A 20,830-nucleotide genomic window follows, 5' to 3' on the forward strand; every position below is an offset into this window, starting at 1 on the left:
AATGGGTTATTATTATGGAGAAATAGCATATGCGGATACACCTCCCGGGTTTGTAACGGGAGAGGAAGAGGAGAAATCTCTTGATACAACCGAAGGAAGGCTTGAAAAGTTCACATTTAATGAAGATATTACCGTTTATGCTGCCCTTAAGAAAGATAAACCGAAAAAGCAGGTCTGTGATGGAATATATCTTCACTTTGCAAAAGATACCTTACTTATATGCACCGGTTATCTGTATAATTATCAAATATTGGTAAATACCCCCTTGAGCAGTAATAGTCTTGAAGAAGCGGCCATTGGAGGTGAAATACTAAAGCATTACCGGGAACAGGGGATGGATTGGGTAAAGGACCTTAACGGACAGTTCTCTTTTGTAATATGTGACTTTACAAAAAGAGAATGTTACCTAGGTGTGGACCGAACCGGTATATTCAATTTATATTATGCATTTGCAGAAGGAAGAATGGTTTTCGCTACCGATATGAAATATATCCTCAAGCATCCTGCCATTGAAAAAAAATTAAATTTTAAAGCATTGCAGCAGATGATTTTGTTTTGCAGCATAGCCAGTCCGGAAACCATTGTTAAAGGTATTAAAAGTGTTTCCGGGGGCACTTATGTGAAAATATTGGATAATAATACTGTAGAAGAAGTTGTTTATTGGGATTTAATTTATCCGGATAAGGATGGCTTTACAGAAAAGGAAATAACAGAAAGTAAAGTAATAGAAAGTAAAATAACAGAAAGAGAGTATGTAGAACAGTTCGAAGAGGTTTTTACAAAAGCCCTGTTAAATAAAGCAGATGATGGTGGGTTTAACGGCGTACTCTTAAGTGGAGGACTAGATTCATCTATTGTAGCAGCTCATTTGCGTAAACTCTACCCCGAATCAGATCTATATACCTTTTCGTTGGATTATAAATTTTCCGGTCTTTCGGAAAGTTTGTATCAGAATATGATGGTGGAAGCTTTAAAATCCAGTCATTCCGTCAAAGATTTTGGATTGGAGGAATTTTCTCAGATGCTGCCCGGAGCGGTAAAAGGAGCGGAAGGCCCATTTTGTGAACTTGGCACCTGTGCTTATTTTCTGCTTTATCAGTTAGCTGCCCAACAAGAATGTGATGTATTCAGCGGACTTGGAGCGGACGAATTATACGCAGGCTATATTACTTATAAAGCGGACCGCTTTAAGAAGAATAACCTTCTACTGTCGGATGCAGATAAAAAAATTAACAGTCTGTTATGGGGAGATGAAAAATTCTCTTATGAAAGCCCAAGTTATGAGGAAGAAATGGTTTGGCTGGAACAGCTGTTTACAGAGGATGCTTATGCAGAGATAGGAAAGAAGAATTGTCTGTTTGAACCGATGTTTAACCGGCATGCCATTGGAAGAGAATTGGAAACCATCAACAGGCGTTCCTACATCGATTTTAAACTCAGGCTTATGAATCATAAAAATTTTCAGATAGCTTCGAAAATGTCCAGAAGCTATGGAATAAGAACCCATTATCCTTTTTTAGATAACCGGATGATTGACTTTGTATGCCGGCTGCCCCGTAATATGCGGTTAAAAGGAAATACGGATAAATACATTGTCAGGGAAGCTGCTAAAACTTATATCCCGCCGGATATAATAAACCGTAAGAAAATCTCCCTGGGGGATTTTACGTATTCGGAAGTCATTGGGCGGCTGCTAAAAGATTACGAAAAATATTTTAAATATGAATTCATAAAAAAGAATAATCTGGTTTCTTATGATTTTATCAACGGGATTATCAGTAAATTAAATGAACCAAAATCAGCTTTGGATAGGTTCCGGGAAAAGAATATTATATTAACTTATCTTACCCTCAGTATATTTATGGATATCTATAAAATACAGATATATTAAAAGTACCGGTAAAGGGTTGCAACGGGGGTTGAAATGAATAATCGAATTATTAATCAAATGGGAGTATACAAAATATTATTAAATAATTCCTTTCGGCAGAGATATACCTATGCTTCCGGTGTGTGGATACAGATGTTAGGCGGTATTTTATTTGTTTTTATGCAGGGCAGTTTATGGACAGCATTAATTCAGACGGGGTATACCGATGTGACTTTGAAGGAAATGATATCATATGTTGTTATTAATGCCTTTGTAAGTTATTCCACAGGTTTTAACGTAACGAGTGTAATTTCTGACCGGATACAGGACGGAATGATAGCCATTGATTTAATTCTTCCGGTTAAGCTTAAATGGAAATTATTTTTTGAAAATATAGGCGGAAACATATTTGATGTTCTCTTTTCCGGTATTTCAGGGTTGATAACAGCTTTAATTCTTTATGGAGCGGCGGCACCTGTAGACTGGTGGCATTGCATATTTTTTGTATTTACTGTTTTGTTGGGTGTGATCATATCTTATCAGATTATTTACATATTCGGATTATCTGCATTCTGGATTGTTAAGCCCTGGTATATTTCAATACTGGTAGGGGGCCTGGCCAAATTATTCGGCGGAGGGGTTATTCCCTTGTGGCTTTATCCGGACTGGCTCCTTCCGATATGTGAAATACTGCCCTTTCGGTTTATCAGCTATGAACCTATACAAATTTATATAGGCAATTATACTATGCTTCAATCAATGAGATGTATTCTGATGCAGGTATTCTGGCTGCTTGCTTTAATGTTATTAGAGAAGCTGATATGGACGAAAGCCGGCAAAAAGGTTTTTGTTCAAGGCGGATAAATTATCTTATTCTTATTGGGCAAGGGAAAGGAATGTGTACTATGAATTTATTTTCAACCTGGAAAACATTTATTGTATTAAAATATAAAATGGCATTTGAGTATAAAGGAGCTTTTTGGGCGGCGACTTTTTCCCAGGTACTTTGGTATGGGGTTGATTTCTTGTTAATGTGGGTTTTGGTAAGCCGTTTTAAAACTTTAGCAGGCTGGAGCGCTGATGAAATTATATTTTTATATTCTATTCATTTAATAACCTATGCCGCTGCAGGTACCTTTTTCTTTAACAGCTGTATATCCCTGAGCGGACGTGTTCAATCCGGTGCCTTTGATGACTCTCTTATGGTTCCCCTGCATCCGCTGCTGTATGAAGTTATGTCAAACTATAATACGGATTATATTAGGCATATATGTTTGGCGGTCATTGTTTTTATAGTTAGTCTGGTACGGTTAGACCTTGCTTTCAATCCTCTTAAAATAGTACTTCTGATTCTGTTTTTGATAGGAGGTACCTTGATACAGGCAGGGGCATTACTTATTTTTTCAGCACCGAATTTTTGGATAATCCGTGGAGATAAGCTGCTGGACCTGTTTTATTATGAGACCATTACATTTATACGTTATCCCATTTCCATTTATCCGGTTGTACTTCAGGGTATCCTGACATTTGTATTGCCCTATTCATTTATCAATTTCTATCCCGCGGGATATTTTCTGGGTAAAAATGATTTTACAATTTTTCATCCCTCTCTTCAGTATTTGACACCTTTGGTTGGCTGTATCGTCTTTGCTTTCGGTGTCTTTTTTTGGAATAGAGGTTTAAAAAAATATCAGAGTACGGGCTCATAAGGAGGAGATATGGCTTTTATCGAAGTAAAGGATATCACAAAAAATTACCAGGTTTATAAGAGGGAAAAAGGATTTGCAAATAATGTAAAGTCATTGTTTCATAGAGAATATACTATAAAGGAAGCAGTCAAACATATAAACTTTAACATCGAAGAAGGGGAATCCGTTGGATACATAGGCATGAACGGTGCAGGGAAATCCACTACCATTAAGATGCTGGCAGGTGTTCTGACACCCACTTCCGGATCGATTAATGTTGGCGGAATTATTCCTTACGAACAGCGGAAAGAAAATGCCAGGCAGATGGGAGCCGTATTCGGGCAGCGTTCAAGATTAAATTGGGATTTGCCAATGACAGATACGTTTGAGTTATATCGCCGTATGTACAACATTAATTATGAACGTTTTAAAGAGAATGTTAATTTTTACACGGAGCTTTTGGATATGGGCGAGTTTATTAACCGTCCCGTAAGGCAGTTGAGTCTGGGAGAGAAGATGCGTGCTAATCTGGCTATCGCATTTCTTCATGATCCGCGGGTTGTCTATCTGGATGAACCCACCATCGGCTTAGATGTAGTCGCAAAAGCAAAAATCAGGGAGTTTATCCGTGAAATTAACAGTAAAAACAGAATCACCATTATGCTGACAACTCATGATATGGCAGACATAGAAAAAATTTGTGACAGGCTTATCTTTATACATCATGGAGAAGTGTTTTATGACGGACAGGTCACTGCTTTTAAAGAGACTTATGGTGCTGCTTATAAAATCAGTGTTATCTGCCCGGAGCAATTACATAATGTACAAGAGGGGCTTTCACTCCTATCCTGTGAAGATAATAAATATACCTTTGAAGGCGATAAGCGAATACTCAGTATAGAGCATGCGCTGGCACTGCTTACGGGTCAAGGGAAATTAATATCGTCCCTTCAGGTGGAGGAGGCCTCTATAGAAAGTATCGTAATGAATATTGTTGGTTATGCAAAACAAAAAACGAACCGTGTTGAGGAGGGGTAATAATGGCATACAACATTAAGAGTGCAATGGAGATTTTATCGGAGATTTTAAAAAAAGAGGAACAGGAGGTGGAGCTGATCGATTCAAACAGCAATCTGGAAACCTATGGATTGGAGTCTATTGAGGCTATAAAATTGGTTGTTTCTCTGGAAGAAGCTTATGATTTTGAATTCAGGGACGAGGATCTGATTTTTGACAAGTTTAATACAATCAATAAATTACTGAATTTGTTAGACGGTTATTTGGGAAACCGGGAGGAGGAGCTTATCTGATATGGGAGAAAAGGATGTGACAGTGGTTAATAATTCGGAAGATTCCAGACAGGAATCTGTGATGTTAATTTCCAATATTACCTTGGAACCATATTTTTCATCTCAGTTGGAGGAAATTTTTTTAATTCATAAGATTCAGGTACATTTATCGGTACAGACATATGAGGATTTTTTAATTGAAGAGAAAAAGGAAGAACTTGATAAATCAGACACCGTTATCCTTTGGCTGGATTTTAATACTCTTTTCCCTGATATATACAACGATTTTTTAACCAATCAAAAGGAGGTGGAGGAAACCTTTACCGGATTACTGGCTGTATTTTGCGATTTTATCAGCGGGCTTTGTAATGCGTGCAGTACCAGACTTCTTATGTTTGGCTTTGAGGATTATTCCATTCATTTTAATTCTATATGGGGTTATGCCTACTCCAAATATAATCTGGCAGACAGGATGAACCGGGCACTTTCTGAAGGATTTTCTGGAAGGATTACCGTTATTGATCTGAAGCAGCTTATGGCGGTAAATGGTATCGGGGATTCGTTGGATAATAAGCTGAAATACCGCTGGGGAAATCCCTACAGCCGGCTACTTATTCATGAGGCGGTACAGGAAATTTACAAGCAGTATTTAATTGCTCATGGTATATCTAAGAAATGTATCGTTTTGGATTGTGATAATGTGCTTTGGGGTGGAATACTATCCGAAGATGGAATGGAGAACCTGCAGCTGGGGGAATTGGGTGTTGGGAGACGTTTTCAGGATTTCCAGCGTTTTCTGTTACAATTATACTCCTGCGGCGTGATTTTGGCTGTCAGCAGTAAAAATGATTTGGAAGACGTACTTAAAATGTTTCGGGAACATAGCGGAATGATATTAAAAGAAAAACATATCTCCTGCTTTCAGGTTAATTGGGAGAATAAATGTGACAGCCTGAGTAAAATCTCAGATTCGCTTAACATCGGACTGGAAAGTATGGTGTTTATTGATGATTCCATCTTTGAAATCGAAGCGGTTAACAAAATGCTTCCGATGATTTCAACCATACTATTTGAAAAAAATACGATTTATAAAGAATTAAACAGTTTTAATATACCACCCAATGTGGACCTTAAGTCTGTTCAAATCCGCAATGAAACCTACCGCAGTGATATTTTAAGACAGCAATTAAGAGCAGAGTATAAAAGTTACGAAGAATATCTGGACAATCTTCAGATGAGGGTTACCATAAGCCAAGCGGATGCATTATCTATAAGCCGTATATCCGAATTGTCTCAAAGAACGAATAAATGTACGAACGGGAAACGGTATACTGCCAATGAATTAAAGGTATTTATGGATCAAGGGCTGCAGTTATCGGCTGTTTATGCAACAGATAAATTCAGTGAGTTAGGATTGGTAGGAGCCATTGGAGTACAGGATAATAACTTGGCATTGTTTTGCTTATCCTGCCGGGCATTAGGCAGAAATATAGAAGAACAGATGATTTCCTTTATCCGGGATAATTACATCATCAGCGAGGTGGATTTTATTCCAACCTCAAAAAACATGGAACTGAAAAAAAAGCTTTCGGAACTGGTTTGTTATTAATCGGTTTGGCCGGAAAAAAGGAGAAGTGAGAAATGGACCGAAAATTAGACTTTGTGTATCCGGCAATTATTGATGCCTTTAGTGGAGTAGCGGGAAATATATCCGTACAGCTGAATTATAAAGGGTATACCCCTTTGGTAATCGCAAATCATTTTTTGATTACCTATTATCATGACTCTAAATGTTCCGGCTTCAACTGGCGGCACTATAATGATGATTACGGACATTTTACGGATATGCACGAGTTGGTGCAGAAGAAAGGAATCGTTAAGGCACTGGTTGAGGTTTTAAATCTTGGTTTTTATGTACATATTGTATTAGATCATTATTATATACGGGCAGCCCAGAGATACCAAAAATTCCATTTTTTCCATGACTGTGCCACCGTGCTGGGATATAACACAGAGAAGGAGATATTTTATACCGCTGACAATTTTGTTTCAGGAAAATTTCAGGTGTTGGAGATACCTTACCGGGATATTGAAATGGCAAGGGAAGGTAATGAAGAAAAAATTGTAGAGAAATTTTATTTCAACAATGACATCTATTACAAATTAACGCCTAACAAGTTAAAAAGTCTGGTTAGAGGATATCTGGATGGGCAGTATTACGAATACGATGCAGAGCAGGACAAGATCTTAGCGGCTGAGCAAAATCACAATGAACTATATGGAATCTTAATATATGAGGTTTTGTTAAAACAGGCGCTGAAAATGGAAGAAGAGAATTATTTCTTTGATGTAAGAAGCTATCATGTCATGTTTAATCATATGAACATCGGCGTTTTGTTAATCCAATGGCTCCAAGACACCTATTCAGAACTGGCAGAGACTATAAAAGAGAAGGATTATTTACAGCGTTATACGGAATTAGCCTATAAAATGAATCAAGCCAGAAATTTATTCTTAAAATTGGAAGTAAAATATACAAAGTCAGGTCGGGACAGGCTGTTGGAACTGGTTAAGTCCACAAAGGAGGAAGAAGCGGAATTATTGGAGGAACTGTACCAGGATTTAGATGTCTGTATAAATCCTATGTCATAAGTATCAAGATGAACATCGTAAAACAGATAGTATTAAATGGATATCATAAAACGGACATCATTTGAAAGAAAGGATACCAATATGCTGGAACAAAATAGTAAAGAGCAATTTTGCCTGCCGGTTGCGAATCCCATAATCACCTCATATATGAGTTATGCACCCGCTTTATCCATATTGTCCTATTACAGTACATGTGATAATTGGATTTATAATAACTTTATTAATATGTATGGTGAATATTCAAAAACAGGTCTTAATACCCTAAGATTCCAGCCTCAATTTACAGTCGCACCTAAAAATCCTTTTTTAGGCCTTTATATCGCTCCTAAGGATATTATGCTGCATAATTATAATAGTGTCATAGATTATATAATCTGTGCAATAACCAAAGGGTATTATATCTGCACGGATTACGATAAATATTACGTGGAATTTACTGATTATTACAAGAAAGAAAATAGGAAGCACCAAATCTTTATCTTTGGCTATGACAAAATAAATTCTCTCTTTTATACAGCAGAATTCTTTAATAACAGACATTACTCTTTTCAGAAAGTCCCCTTTACGCAAATAGAAAATTCGGTTATGCAGTATGACAGTGCAGAACCCATAGGTATTTGGATATCCATGTTTGAATTTTATAATGCATCCTATGATTTTGATTATCCATTATTTTTAGTATCAATGAAAGATTATTTGAATTCGGAATCTTCAACAATAGATTGGGAAGATACCATGTTCTGTAAGAAAAATCAGGTGATTTGCGGTATAAAAAATTATGATTATATAATTAATTACCTGAACAGGCTGAAGAATGGAGAAGAATTATATGAGGATATCAGAGCCTTCCATGTATTGTGTGATCATAAATCATTAATGGTGAAAAGGCTGGGTTTTCTAAAAAAGAATAAAATTGCCGATTTCGATGAATCTATACTGGAAGTATTTGCGAAGGTCGAACAAAGTTGCCTTGTTAACCGGTCACTGTTCTTGAAATATCAGATTTCCCATAAAGCTGATATACTGCCAAAGATGATAGAGAATATAAAAAATATCCAGGAGAATGAGAGAGCAGCCCTTATGAAACTGTTACAATAATTTAAACAGGTACCAAAGTTTTGGAAAGGAAGTGTGATATGCAAAATACCATAATTTTTGTTATAAGCGGAACCTACACTTTGCTGGAGGATTCCTATGAAATATTAGGCATTTCTTATATTCAGTCATACCTAAAACAGAAAGGTTATGCCTGTAATATTTATATAGATAATAATAAACTAGAAAGTGAAAAGTTTTTAGAAGAATTATTTCATGATATAGAAGAAAAAAAACCGCTTATTGTAGGAATGTCGTTATATACTGAGAACCTAAAATCTATATTTATTCTGAGCAAAAAATTAAAAGACAGGTTTCAGGATTTACATTTAACCATAGGTGGACCTTCAACCATTAACTGCGATCGGGAAATATTAGAAAGAAATACAGAAATAGATTCGGTCATAATCGGTGAAGGGGAGGAGACTATACTGGATATGGCAGAAAGACTGTCCCAAGGCAGAAGTCTTGAGAATTGTCTTGGAGTGACCTACCGGGTTGAAACCGGAGAAATCAGAAGGAATCCTTCGCGGCCGTTAATCGAAAATCTGGACGCCTATCCCTTTGCTGATCGGGAACTATATGAAAAGCGCCCAAGTAAATCTATGAGAATGTATGGGCACCGGGGATGTATGGGAGCATGTACTTTTTGCCTCTCGGGTAACAAAAAGATACAGGAAGGACCATGCCTCAGGTTTAGAAGCGGTAAAAACATAGTAGATGAATTAGAATTACTAAATAACAAATATGGAGTCAGGAATTTTGAATTTTTTGAAGATACCTTTATTGAAAGTACCCCTGAAGGAATAAAAAAAGTCGAAGAATTTATATATGAGTTAAAAAAACGAAAATTGGATATATGGTTTAACATATTTGCCAGAGCCGAGCAAATATCCAAAGATGAAAGATACCGCCAATATCTGGAGGAATTACAGGAGGTGGGGTTAGATGCTGTATATGTAGGTTTTGAGGCAGGTAATGATACTGATTTAAGGCTGTACAGAAAACGGGCAACGGTGCAGGATAATCAAAACAGCATTGATTACCTGAAAGGGCAAAAGATGGCATTGAGGTTTGGCTGGATAATGTTTAATCCCTACAGTACGTTTGAAACATTGTATGCTAACACAGACTTTCTGAATAAGAATGCTCAGAGTTATTGTATGGATAGATTAACTACGAAACTTGAAGTGTATCCCGGCTGTCGGTTTAGAGAAATGCTTTATGCAGATGGTTTATCCAGTTACAGCACTGATTTTTTTGATGATGCCATGAACTACAGGTATAAAGACCCGAAGATAAATGAGCTGGCAGAAATAATCAATGAGCTGGTACCTTCTGAACGGGAAAGGAAAATGTGGGTCAAGTTAATCATGATAGAAGCCCGTGTAAAGAGGAAAGAAAATAATGAAAAGATACATAATCTGCTCAAAGAGATAGATGAATTTAAAACTGTCAGGAATCATGAAAATTCTACTATATTTAAAAATGTTCTTGATATGTGTAATGCAGAAGAGTCGAAAATTAAAGTCATTGATTTCTGTAAAGAACAAAAGCTACAAGAGATGCCAATAAAACTAGAGCAGCTGTATAACCGGTTGATGCGCGCTTATTACCAGTTATATGATAAACATATAGTTTAAGGGCATGCCTCAAAACTTACTTCCGGATTCTATTGCCAGGATTCCGGAATGTAAGTATTTTTCTTCATTTTGTTCTGCAAAACTCCTAATTCAGCATCTGACATGTCCTTGCTGGGACGCTTCTTCAGCATAAACTTCAGATATTCTTTAAATAATTTGCATCATAAAATAAAAGGAAAGGAAAGTATGATATTGGTCAATAAATATATCATACAGTATTTTATGCAAGAGAATAAATTACATTTAGAATTGCCACCCATTATAGGATATTTACATCATGCATATCATTTATCCATTGCACAAGAGCATCCAGATTTCCAGGATTGGTTTAATTGTAATTATATTCAAATGAAGTACTACTCAGCAAGAGGCTGGTTAAACTTTTATAGCTTGGATATATTATATAACTATTATCCTCTGCTCGATTTGGAAGTATTGAGTAATAGAACAATAAAGAGTTGTAAGATTGATATAATTGAATTTATTGTTAATTGTATAGACAATGGTTATTATGTATGGCTTTATCTTGATGAATACTATGATCCAGGTAAAAAAAACTACAAAGAAGTACACCATAAACATGAGTATTTACTTTATGGGTATAATGATAAATCCGAGTTACATACAGTGGGTTTTAATAATCAATCTGTTTATGCTTTTTATGAAATCGGTTTTGACAATTTTTTAACAGCATACAATAGCATTGAAGAAAATTTTGAAATTAAGATGCTAAGACCTAATATAAAGAATTCTTATGAGTTTGACATATTTAACACGAAAGACATATTGGATGATTATATCAATTCGAGAGATACATCTATAAGAAATAGAATGTTTGGGACTACATCGTCCGACATAGTTTATGGTTTAGATATTTATAAACATATGAGAATAAATCTGGAAGATCCAAAGAATAGTAACTTGCGCTATGATATAAGGCCGTTACATATTATGTGGGAACATAAAAAATGTATGACTTCAAGAATTAAGTTTTTGTACGAAAAAAATCATATAAATAATTATAAATTCTTATATAGTGAGTATGAAAAAATCGAAGAAAGAGTGCTTAGCCTAAGAAATTTGCAGCTTAAGTTTATAGTGACAGGTAAGGAAGACCTTATAAAAAAACTAACCAATAGTTTTGATGAAATAAGGAAACAAGAAAAGAAAATACTTATTGAATTAATGGAGAGTATACATTAACAGAACGTAAGCGATGAATAACCGAACTTTTTAACGGGTATTTTAAGCAGGAAGCATTTTCACGAAAAATGAATATTGACTTCTGGAATACAATGGTAGTGAGTGCTTGAACAAATCTTTAAGTGTAATCATTCTTATATGAAAGATGGAGTTTTCGTTCTCAGTTAATTGCAACCCACTACTGATATAGGTCAGGAAGAATAGAACCAATAACAGGCGGAGAATATAAGGCTATTGGTTTTATCTGTCATGTATTGCCGGAAGTATGAGAGAAAGAATCAAATGACTGAGATAACAAAGAATGGATTTGAATGATTATGCTATAAACTTTTACTGCAAATATGGACGCAGGCGAGCCGTCAAATGAAAGTTTGATGGCTAGGCTGGATTGTTTACGATTCCGCCAAGGACAACCACGCCAAGAGGGAATCTTTTTCCCATACTCAACACATTGTGAGGTTTCAGTCCTGTTACAAATTAAAACATGAACGATTGAAAATGAGTATTAACCTTGAGCGTAAGAGCGATTTTGCTTTTGTGCTTTTTTTCTTTGTGTTACAATTATATAGGCTGGTATGGTTGCAGCCGCAAAGAAAGAGGCATTTTTATAGTATTCAGGAATATTAACGAAAGGGATTATATGGAACTAAAAACTGACAGATTATTTATACGGGAAATCGCTTTCAACGATTGGGAAGGCTTGCAAAGAATAGTAATTGATTTTGGGAATTCGATATACAGGAATTATGATATGCATTTTCCTGTGGAGGAGCATGCAATCCAGAAGCTGGTGATTCAGCTTGCAAATTCACATCTGTTTTTTTCAGTCTTTCTTAAAGGAAGCTCAGAAATGATAGGGTATGTCTGCTTTCATAACGATAGTGGACAATATGATCTGGGTTTTTGTTTTCACTCTGCATATTTTGGAAAAGGATATGGGTATGAAAGTTGCTCAGCTCTTTTGAACTATATGAAGCAATTCTGTGGAGCAGTAGGATTTACTGCAGGCACAGCACTGGCGAACACACCGTCATGTAAGCTTTTGGAGAAACTGGGCTTTGTATGCAGGGATACCGAGGAGTTGTCTTTTCATAAGGATGAAATAGGCAATGATATTATCTTTAGGGGTGGAAAATTTGCTTACGTGAGTGAAGATTAACCTATCCGGCAATCTCTAGAATTTTATGATCAACTCCCGGCAAAGAACAGCTAATTTACCTGCCATAGACCCTTTATTATGTTTAAACTTTTTCATAAGATACCTGACAGTATCAATTTTTGATATGATTTAAGGTTATAATATACCTGTCAAGTGAAAAAGTAATTTGATAAAAATAGAAATATGTTAGGTTTCGTGAACAGCAGCTTACATTTTGGAAAAGAAAGGTTAGTTTTACGGTTATAGAATTTTTACTGTAAACGAACCATCATATAACAGAGTATGATATTTTATGCAGATGTTCAGTCAAAAGAGCAGGCAGCCGACTTTGCTTATGCAGGCAGTCCCAAGGATGCAGTTATGATGGGACACAGGATAGCTTGGTATTTGGCGAAATACGGAGACCTGCTATCAGGAAATAGGAGAAAGGAGAGTGAAATATGTCTTATATAGTTGATTTTAAGAAGGTATCTACCGTGGGCCTTGAAACTTCACCTGTAGCTGAAGCCCTTGCCGGATTACGTGCAAATGAAGCCAGATATTATATGACGAAATATAAGCATGAATTTACCGTGGTCTCTGCGGAGGAAAGCCGGGAGACCCTTGAATATGTTAATCATATACTTAAGGTAGAACGGGGTATTGAATTTTTGGCAAAACCTTTGGAAACTTCAAGATTCCAGGTAGAGAATATTAAAATGGCTTATGTGTTTTATGAAGATGGTTTAGCTATAAATGTTATGTATACAGTAGACGACCCGAAGAAACGTGCAGTGGGACTTAAGCTGTCGGAGGGAATGGAAATACCAAAGGAATTAGAAGGAAAATTCAAATTTGCCAGACAGAAATCCAAGCTGGCAGGAACCATCAGGGGCTCCTTTTTTGTTATAAAAGGCGAATATTAACGATAGGAACGACGGATACTCTTAAAGGTTACTTATACCCATTCATTCATGGAAAGGAGAGAAACGGTGAAGAGAAGCAAGCTTTTGAGTAGTCTAACCGTAGCTGCTTTTGTTTTATTGTTCTTAGCTACAGCATATCAGCCCTTATTAGCAAAAGATAAGGACAACTTATTAGTTGGAGAAGGAACAGCCGGCAAAGAACCAATTGTTAAAGTTGATGTGGATCTCACAGCGGAAAAAGAGGAACAGATAAGTGTTGATGCCGGTCATTCTCCCTGGAAACTGGATCCGGCTTTTGTAGCTCAGGTATTTGCCAGCTTATTGCTGTCACCGGAAGGGATTACAGGAGAGTATCCTATACCTTATGAGGAGATAGAAATTACCGCCAATAACGGAACAGATGCAACAGCAGAGATTAAGAGTGTCAATTCCATCGCAAAATATGTGTATCTGAAGCGTCTTGTTCGCCAGGATGATACAGGTATCTGGACAGTTGTTGGTTATGATCCGGTAAATTAAGCCCATAGGGCAGGAAACGCCACAGATTTTTGATGGGATTGAATCAGATGGAAGAATACTTTTATATAAACAATTATGTTTAATGATGAGCTATAAATGGTCAGATAAAAGACGTGTACATTCGTTTTAAAATTTCATATTTGCATTATATAAATAAAATAGCCCGGACATGAAAATCCAGGCTATTTTTCGTACTATATTAACTTCAACTGCATTTCAAACTCAAAATACTGCGATAGGAAGCAAGTAAATACTTATGACAATAACCTGAAGGCCGATGTTCCTTTAAAGGTTTGAACTAATTAAACTGTAAGCTATAAGCACCGGAAGTGTTCTTAGTCTTTTTGGTGATTTTAATATAATAAGTTCCTTTTGATAATTTAGTTGAACCCATTGTATAAACTGAAAATGATCGATCGGAGTTTACAGTATTGATGTAATCTGTTACTGATCCACTAAAACCGTTACCATATAATTCAAGGGTTATTTCACCGGAAGATACATCGCCTAAGAAGGTTATATTAACAGTCTGTGATTTGGTTAAAGTGAATTTATACCAGTCAACCTTACCAGTTTTATCAGAAGCAAGAACCAACCCTTTAGAGATTTTTCCGGCAGGAAGTTTCTTTGCTTTTGCTTTGGTGGTTCCGCTGGTATCAGTTATTGCTTTAAATGTGGACTTTATACGATAATGATCGGAGTTGCTGGTCACTTTTACATAATAAGTACCTTTACCCACTGCATAGACTGCTTTGGTATCCGTGGTATAATAAGTTGTTGCATCTGAAATAGCCTTTTTGCTGCTGTTTAACAGGGTGATTGTGCTGGAATATTCAGAATCCAGATTAATTGTTAAAGAACCTGCTTTTGCTACGGTTATTTTGTAGAAAGTTGGTTTTTGGGCTTCTATACCTGTAAGTGACCAGGTATTATTCTTAAGTGTTCTGTCAGCACCGCTAAAGAAGTTGGAGGAAAACCCAAAAAAATAACCATCTTCAGGTTTCTCGTCGCTGTAATCGGATACCGAGAATTTAAAATAATAAGTCCCTTTTTGGGGGATCATTGCTAAATAATTATAGGTATTGTAATCAATAGGCTTCGTACAAGCTGCGTCGGAATAGATACCAAAATCACCATAGGAGGTTGTTGGATTACCGTCTAGAAAAGCAGCTGCGCAATTTAAAATACCCTTCTGGTTTAAGGTCATAGGGAATATTACTTCAACATTATTGCTGTCAGCATCGCTGGCTACATTAATGGAGTATGTAACATAGTTCTTTAAATCTTTTTCATCTCCGGTCGTTACAAGAAAGGTTGAAAGTTTCTGCACTTCTTCACCGGTAGCATAATCCTGAGCAGTTCCTTCTGCAAATACTTTTGTGTTTGGTATCAGAAGGAATGCCATTAATAGGATACCAAAAATCAAGCTAATTTTTTTCTTCATACTTTATCTCCTCTTTCTTTTATACTCAAGTAATTATATGTCATATTATGTATGGAGACAATTACATATTTATAGTTCTTTCGTATCATAGCGATGATAGAGTTAGTGTTCTACCGATGAAATTTTATCTGATTCATAAAATCTCTTGGAGATATGCCGGTTACTTTTTTAAATACCCGGCTAAAATAAAAGGCACTTTCAAATCCAAGGGTGTCGGATATTTCATATATCTTTAGATCACTGTCTGTCATTAACCGCTTTGCTGTTTCTATCTTACTTTGATTGATATAATCAGTAAAGCCTGTATCATTGTATTTTGAAAAAAGCACGCTCAGATAATTGGGACTGATATTATAGAGTTCAGCAACTTTATTAAGGGTAAGCTTTTCTTCTACATGATCGTTTATATATTTTTTAACATCCATAACTACATGATTCTTATAATCTTTGTTGTGCCTGGCAAAGCTTTCACAGAGCCCATCACGAAAGACCGACAACCATTCTAAGATCTGATCCACATTGGTTAATTCGTAAAGAGAGCGGTAACCGTTATTTCTGGTTTCAAATATTTCTGAAACAATCTTCTCACCGTTATTAAGCAATGTAAGAGAGAGGTAGAGAATGTTACCAGCTGCGTCCAGAGCCTGCACATAATGGGTTGAATGATTCTTAAACAATTCCATAATGGAGGTGAAGATGTCATAAAGAGCTTTCTCGTCAAACTCCGCATAAGCTTTTCTGATATCCTCTTTAAACAAAGACATATTAAAGACATTTTTCAGTGGTTTATCATTGGGGGTATCCTCTACAAACAGCAGGGGATGCGCTGCATTTACCTGAAAAAATATCTGTTTGGCATCCTGAAAGGAAGTAGCTATCTGTGTAGGTGTATTAACCGCGGCACCAACGCTTGTAAATATTGTTACACTATAGTAATTATAAAGCATAGCAGATACTTGCTCTATTGCATTACGTATAACCGCCTTATAGTCCTCTAGTCTGTTCTTATCCAGAAAGAAAAGAATAGAGAAATGCTTGGTATCCAGTGAAAGAACATGACAGGGAATATATTTGGCAATGAGTTCACGGGCTATCTGCAGACTGCTGGTGTATAGGTTAAGGCACATTTCAGCGGACATTTCATTTAACTTATCGCTGTAGATTTCAACATAACAAGCAGTAAAAGCTTCGTAATCAAAGCGGATATTTAGATTTTGTGCCTGTGTTCTGAAATGATGTTCTGATTCAAATAAATTTAAGATAAGTCTCGTAAAGAACTGTTCTTTTAATAAGAAAAGGCTGCTTAAGGAGGTATCAGCACTGGAGACAGTGTTCTTAAGGGAGGATACTTTAGAAATTGCCCGTCTAACAGATTCCCCCAGTACCTCTGCGGTGAGCTCCAATTTTACCAGATAATCGATTACCTGGTAAGTAAGGGCTTCCTTAACATAATGAAAATCTTCATAAGTAGTCAGTATAATAAATACCGGCAGCTGCAGTCCTTCTTCCCAGCATTTTCTGGCAAGTTCCAGTCCGCTCATAACCGGCATCTTGATATCAGTAATTACGATTTCGGGAGAATACTCCTTAATCATGTCATAAGCCACGCCACCGTTCATGGCAGTACCTATGATATTAATGTCATAATTCCCCCAGTTCAGCATTGATTTGATACCTGCTTGCACTAAAGGTTCATCATCCGCTATTAATAAATTAAACATGGTAACTCCCATCCGTGTGCTAAGGCACACATATAAATAAAGAGGTGACCTCTTTTCTTGCATATCCATTCCCTGAAAGGATATTCGTAAAATCATAAATATTCATCAATCGGAAACATTCTTCTGAAAGGGTAGCAGTATGGACACCATGGTGAATTCACCGGGCTTACTGGATACGGACAAGCCGTATTTACTGCCGAATTGATACTGCAGCCTTTTATGGACATTACTGATACCGATTTCCTTGAAGAAAGAAGATTCCGTAGGTATTTCATTTACCAAGAGCCTGGCTGCCACTTCAGGATCCATACCTACTCCGTCATCAGTAACATCTATATGAATATCACTGGCTTCATCTCTGTAAATATGTATTTCAATGATTCCGGCACTTCCCTTTGGCCCGATACCGTGAAAAATTGCATTCTCCACAATTGGCTGCAGCGTAAAGTTCAGTATCCGGCAGGAGGTAAGTTCCTCTTCCTCGATGGTGTAATGAAGGGTTATTGCTCCGCCGTAACGATACTGTTGTATAGTAAAATAATCATCCAACAGGGACAGCTCATGATTTAGGTCTACCAGGTTGGTAGTTCCCTTGGAGATATCCTTTAATAACCGGGATAAGGAAGTGGTCATTTCTGCAATACCCGGAGCATTCTGTATCGTTGCCATCCATTTGATTGAATTAAGAGTATTATATATGAAATGCGGGTTTATCTGGCTTTGCAGCATTTTATATTCATAATCCTTTTTCTGTTTTTCATCTTCAATTCTCTGATTCATTAAGGACAGGACATTTTCGGATAAGTCATTGATGTTTTTACCGATATCCCCCAGCTCATGATCCCATTCGGTGGAAGGATCCCTCTCAAAATTACCGTTTACGATTTGCTTCATACGCGCTTTCAGCTTCTTTACTGGCACATTAACGGTTTTGGAGAGAAACAAAGAAAGCAATATGCCAATAAAGCTGGAAGCGGCAACTACAATAAGGGCAATTAGAAAAAAGGTCTGGAAGATGGTCTTTGATAATACGGTTTCATCCACGCATTCTGTTACATACCAGCCTTTTGTTCCCAAAGGACGGGTTATGAGAATGGAAGTACCTGTCCCGTCTGTATCCCGGACTTTCTGAATACTGGTGTCCCCGCTAAGTGCAAGGGAGGAGAGGTCATCTATGATCTCAAAGGTGTGTTCATAAGGAACAAGAGTATTATCTATGTACTGGTATCGGTGGTCACCGATGCGAAAATAGAAATAACTGTCTGTTTCAGACAGATAATTCTTAATAGGAGCCGTAATGACTGAAGGAGACATTTCAGTAAAAATATAACCGATTTCACCTGCTTTGTAGGGATGACCGATGGAGCTTACAAATGGAATCATAGGTACCTGCTTGGTGGTAAAGAAGGGATCCATGATAATTCCTGTGGACACTTCCCCCTGGTTGTCATGCAGTGTTTCAAAATAAGGCAGGGATAGTATTGCATCTGCGGACACGGTTATGGTGGAATAAGGTGATTCCACTACCTGAATAATATCACTTCTGGATTTGCCGATTACCACCAACCGAATTAACTGGGAGGGAAGAGAGGCGTTTGAGGTATAAGTTTCCATCACGAAGTCACGGGCTTCCCGCTTTCGGCTGTTATTGTCAGTCTGTGCTTCCAACGCGAAATTCTTGATTTTACTGCTGATTTGGCAGGATCTTATAAACCCATTGATGCCGTTTATATTAGAATCAATAGAGGAACAGAGAAAGGATAATTTGGTTTCAGAGGTTTGAATCAGGTTCTGCTGCAGGTTTGAGGATACCACAAAATAACTGATGGAGGTTATAACTGTACTTATTATAACAATCAGTGAAATCGTGCTTAATAATATACGAGCACGTATGGTATGAAAAGATCTGGTTCGTGTATTTTTCATAAAACCCCTCTCGAATACCGTAATTATGATAGTATTTTAGCACAAGGAAAGTTTCTTTGAAAGCTAAAAAGTTCAAGAACCCTTGTGAAAGCAAAAGTGAAGAAAATAATATATGACAGTCAAAGATAGTATATCTTTTGAAGATAATATTTCTGAGGTTGGAAGGGATTATGAATGAAATATAGAAATTGTCTATGTAAAACCATCAGAAATATCTTTATACTAAAGATAAGATAATCCAAAAGTACTGTGGAATGCAAAGCAGAAAGCAAGCAAATGAAATATCTGGATTATTTGAGCAGTACATAGAAAATTTATAATGTATAGGGAGGATATGATTTATGAAGAAAAAGCTTTTATCTGTTCTGCTGGCGACGGCAATGCTTGCGTCATTATTTACCGGCTGCAGCTCTAAAAATGCAGAGACAGAGACAAACAATCCGGCTGCAACCACCCCTGCAGAAGAGACACCAAGTGCTGAACCCACAACAGAAGGGGAAGCGGTAACCTTAAAATGGGCAATTTGGGATAAGGATATCACACCTTATTGGACTGCTTTAAAGGATGCCTATGAAGCCGCCAATAGCAATGTAACCATTGAGCTGACGGATTTAGGTTCTACAGACTATATGACGGTTCTTGCTACCGAGTTATCTGGAAGCGGCTCTGATTTCGATGTAGTTACCATAAAAGATGTGCCCGGTTATGCAACTCTGGTATCTAAGAACACCCTGGAACCTCTTGATAGTTATATCTCCGAGGCAGGTATTGATTTAAGCCAGTACGGCGGTGTTGACAGTCAGGTAAGAGTAAATGACAGCCTTTATGAACTTCCATTCAGAAATGATTTCTGGTTAATTTATTATAACAAAGATATCTTTGATGCAGCAGGAATTTCCTATCCTGACAATGATATGACCTTCGAAGAATACGATGCTCTTGCCAGACAGGTAGCTGATCCTACTTTTGGTTCACAGATTTACGGTACTCACTACCATACCTGGAGAAGTGCAGTTCAGTTATTTGGCGTACTTGACGGAAAACACTCTATCCTGGACGGTAATTATGATTTCTTCAAACCTTATTATGAGATGATCTTAAAAGAAGAAGATGACCAGATAGCCAGAAACTATGCTGATCTTAGTGCGGAAGGTCTTCATTATTCCGCAGCTTTTTCCGGTGGTGACGTTGCCATGATGAATATGGGTTCCTGGTTCATTTCCACCTTAATAGCAAATATAAAGAGCGGTGAGTATGATGCATCTCTCTGCGGCAACTGGGGACTTGTAAAATATCCTCATGCAGAGGGCGTAGCACCTGGTTCTACTCTTGGAACAATCACAGGCCTTGCAGTAACCAGTGTATCTGATCAGAAACAGGCAGCCTTTGACTTTGTAAAATGGGTATCCGGTGAGGAAGGCGCGAAGGTTATGGCTGAGACTGGTAACTTCCCTGCACTTATGAACAGCGAGATTTCAGATATCATTGCAGGCCTTGAAGGATTCCCGGCAGATGAAGCCAGCAAGGAAGCCCTTAGTGTATCCAATCTGTATCTGGAAGCCCCTTATGCGGAAAATGTTTCTCAGATCAATGACATTCTTGATACTTACCATAAATCTATTATGAATCGTGAAATAACAGTGGACGAAGGTATTGCGAAAATGAATGAAGAAGTTGGAAAGGTCTTAGGAAAATAAGCGTTTTCTAATAGAAAAA

The 20,830-nt window shown here is 37.1% G+C and carries 17 protein-coding genes; 14 read left to right on the forward strand and 3 right to left on the reverse strand.

All coding sequences use genetic code 11. The annotated features are described in order from the left end of the window. The first annotated feature begins 1 nt into the window (after window position 1). The 13 genes from R2R35_RS13580 to R2R35_RS13640 all read left to right on the forward strand — a co-directional run bounded on the left by R2R35_RS13580 (window position 2) and on the right by R2R35_RS13640 (window position 14,023). Window positions 2-1,891, forward strand: a complete 1,890-nt coding sequence (locus R2R35_RS13580; protein WP_317730362.1) for an asparagine synthetase B family protein — start codon at window positions 2-4, stop codon at window positions 1,889-1,891. A 33-nt stretch (window positions 1,892-1,924) separates the two neighbouring features. After that, window positions 1,925-2,734, forward strand: a complete 810-nt coding sequence (locus tag R2R35_RS13585) for an ABC transporter permease (protein ID WP_317730363.1) — start codon at window positions 1,925-1,927, stop codon at window positions 2,732-2,734. A gap of 41 nt (window positions 2,735-2,775) precedes the next feature. Beyond that, complete coding sequence (locus R2R35_RS13590) at window positions 2,776-3,579, forward strand: ABC transporter permease (protein ID WP_317730364.1); 804 nt, start codon at window positions 2,776-2,778, stop codon at window positions 3,577-3,579. A 9-nt stretch (window positions 3,580-3,588) separates the two neighbouring features. Beyond that, window positions 3,589-4,596, forward strand: coding sequence for an ABC transporter ATP-binding protein (locus R2R35_RS13595; protein WP_317730365.1), 1,008 nt, complete (start codon window positions 3,589-3,591; stop codon window positions 4,594-4,596). A gap of 2 nt (window positions 4,597-4,598) precedes the next feature. Continuing rightward, window positions 4,599-4,868 (forward strand): acyl carrier protein, encoded by a 270-nt coding sequence (locus R2R35_RS13600; protein ID WP_317730366.1) that lies wholly within the window; start codon window positions 4,599-4,601, stop codon window positions 4,866-4,868. Between the two features lies 1 nt (window position 4,869). Continuing rightward, the gene (locus tag R2R35_RS13605; RefSeq protein WP_317730367.1) at window positions 4,870-6,456 is read left to right on the forward strand and encodes an HAD-IIIC family phosphatase; all 1,587 of its coding nucleotides are present in this window, start codon (window positions 4,870-4,872) and stop codon (window positions 6,454-6,456) included. 32 nt (window positions 6,457-6,488) lie between these two features. Next, complete coding sequence (locus tag R2R35_RS13610; protein WP_317730368.1) at window positions 6,489-7,499, forward strand: hypothetical protein; 1,011 nt, start codon at window positions 6,489-6,491, stop codon at window positions 7,497-7,499. An 81-nt stretch (window positions 7,500-7,580) separates the two neighbouring features. Continuing rightward, on the forward strand, window positions 7,581-8,597 hold the full coding sequence (locus R2R35_RS13615; RefSeq protein ID WP_317730369.1) for a hypothetical protein: 1,017 nt from the start codon (window positions 7,581-7,583) through the stop codon (window positions 8,595-8,597). 38 nt (window positions 8,598-8,635) lie between these two features. Next, entirely contained in the window at window positions 8,636-10,237 is a 1,602-nt protein-coding gene (locus R2R35_RS13620; protein ID WP_317730370.1) for a B12-binding domain-containing radical SAM protein, read from the forward strand. A gap of 186 nt (window positions 10,238-10,423) precedes the next feature. Then, window positions 10,424-11,440 (forward strand): hypothetical protein, encoded by a 1,017-nt coding sequence (locus R2R35_RS13625; protein ID WP_317730371.1) that lies wholly within the window; start codon window positions 10,424-10,426, stop codon window positions 11,438-11,440. Window positions 11,441-12,080: 640 nt separating this feature from the next. Beyond that, window positions 12,081-12,599 (forward strand): GNAT family N-acetyltransferase, encoded by a 519-nt coding sequence (locus tag R2R35_RS13630; RefSeq protein ID WP_317730372.1) that lies wholly within the window; start codon window positions 12,081-12,083, stop codon window positions 12,597-12,599. Between the two features lie 440 nt (window positions 12,600-13,039). Continuing rightward, window positions 13,040-13,504, forward strand: coding sequence for a phage tail protein (locus R2R35_RS13635; protein ID WP_317730373.1), 465 nt, complete (start codon window positions 13,040-13,042; stop codon window positions 13,502-13,504). Between the two features lie 66 nt (window positions 13,505-13,570). Further along, on the forward strand, window positions 13,571-14,023 hold the full coding sequence (locus R2R35_RS13640) for a hypothetical protein (protein WP_317730374.1): 453 nt from the start codon (window positions 13,571-13,573) through the stop codon (window positions 14,021-14,023). 298 nt (window positions 14,024-14,321) lie between these two features. Here R2R35_RS13640 and R2R35_RS13645 read toward each other — a convergent pair whose 3' ends face one another. The 3 genes from R2R35_RS13645 to R2R35_RS13655 form a co-directional block, all read right to left on the reverse strand. Next, the gene (locus R2R35_RS13645) at window positions 14,322-15,467 is read right to left on the reverse strand and encodes a PPC domain-containing protein (protein ID WP_317730375.1); all 1,146 of its coding nucleotides are present in this window, start codon (window positions 15,465-15,467) and stop codon (window positions 14,322-14,324) included. A gap of 110 nt (window positions 15,468-15,577) precedes the next feature. After that, entirely contained in the window at window positions 15,578-17,188 is a 1,611-nt protein-coding gene (locus tag R2R35_RS13650) for a response regulator transcription factor (protein WP_317730377.1), read from the reverse strand. Window positions 17,189-17,293: 105 nt separating this feature from the next. Continuing rightward, window positions 17,294-19,114, reverse strand: coding sequence for a sensor histidine kinase (locus tag R2R35_RS13655; protein ID WP_317730378.1), 1,821 nt, complete (start codon window positions 19,112-19,114; stop codon window positions 17,294-17,296). A gap of 341 nt (window positions 19,115-19,455) precedes the next feature. Between R2R35_RS13655 and R2R35_RS13660 the strand changes: the two genes are divergently transcribed. Next, complete coding sequence (locus R2R35_RS13660; protein ID WP_317730379.1) at window positions 19,456-20,811, forward strand: ABC transporter substrate-binding protein; 1,356 nt, start codon at window positions 19,456-19,458, stop codon at window positions 20,809-20,811. Window positions 20,812-20,830 lie beyond the last annotated feature (19 nt).

Origin of the sequence: Anaerocolumna sp. AGMB13020, assembly GCF_033100115.1 — a bacterium.
Taxonomy (GTDB): domain Bacteria; phylum Bacillota; class Clostridia; order Lachnospirales; family Lachnospiraceae; genus Anaerocolumna.

Bases quoted from the DNA above. Each gene is read 5' to 3' on its own strand.
- R2R35_RS13625 (WP_317730371.1), top strand. From the start codon at position 10,424: ATGATATTGGTCAATAAATATATCATACAGTATTTTATGCAAGAGAAT.
- R2R35_RS13595 (WP_317730365.1), top strand. From the start codon at position 3,589: ATGGCTTTTATCGAAGTAAAGGATATCACAAAAAATTACCAGGTTTAT.
- R2R35_RS13585 (WP_317730363.1), top strand. From the start codon at position 1,925: ATGAATAATCGAATTATTAATCAAATGGGAGTATACAAAATATTATTA.
- R2R35_RS13630 (WP_317730372.1), top strand. From the start codon at position 12,081: ATGGAACTAAAAACTGACAGATTATTTATACGGGAAATCGCTTTCAAC.
- R2R35_RS13615 (WP_317730369.1), top strand. From the start codon at position 7,581: ATGCTGGAACAAAATAGTAAAGAGCAATTTTGCCTGCCGGTTGCGAAT.
- R2R35_RS13580 (WP_317730362.1), top strand. From the start codon at position 2: ATGGGTTATTATTATGGAGAAATAGCATATGCGGATACACCTCCCGGG.
- R2R35_RS13645 (WP_317730375.1), bottom strand. From the start codon at position 15,467: ATGAAGAAAAAAATTAGCTTGATTTTTGGTATCCTATTAATGGCATTC.
- R2R35_RS13655 (WP_317730378.1), bottom strand. From the start codon at position 19,114: ATGAAAAATACACGAACCAGATCTTTTCATACCATACGTGCTCGTATA.
- R2R35_RS13650 (WP_317730377.1), bottom strand. From the start codon at position 17,188: ATGTTTAATTTATTAATAGCGGATGATGAACCTTTAGTGCAAGCAGGT.
- R2R35_RS13600 (WP_317730366.1), top strand. From the start codon at position 4,599: ATGGCATACAACATTAAGAGTGCAATGGAGATTTTATCGGAGATTTTA.
- R2R35_RS13660 (WP_317730379.1), top strand. From the start codon at position 19,456: ATGAAGAAAAAGCTTTTATCTGTTCTGCTGGCGACGGCAATGCTTGCG.
- R2R35_RS13605 (WP_317730367.1), top strand. From the start codon at position 4,870: ATGGGAGAAAAGGATGTGACAGTGGTTAATAATTCGGAAGATTCCAGA.
- R2R35_RS13635 (WP_317730373.1), top strand. From the start codon at position 13,040: ATGTCTTATATAGTTGATTTTAAGAAGGTATCTACCGTGGGCCTTGAA.
- R2R35_RS13590 (WP_317730364.1), top strand. From the start codon at position 2,776: ATGAATTTATTTTCAACCTGGAAAACATTTATTGTATTAAAATATAAA.
- R2R35_RS13610 (WP_317730368.1), top strand. From the start codon at position 6,489: ATGGACCGAAAATTAGACTTTGTGTATCCGGCAATTATTGATGCCTTT.
- R2R35_RS13620 (WP_317730370.1), top strand. From the start codon at position 8,636: ATGCAAAATACCATAATTTTTGTTATAAGCGGAACCTACACTTTGCTG.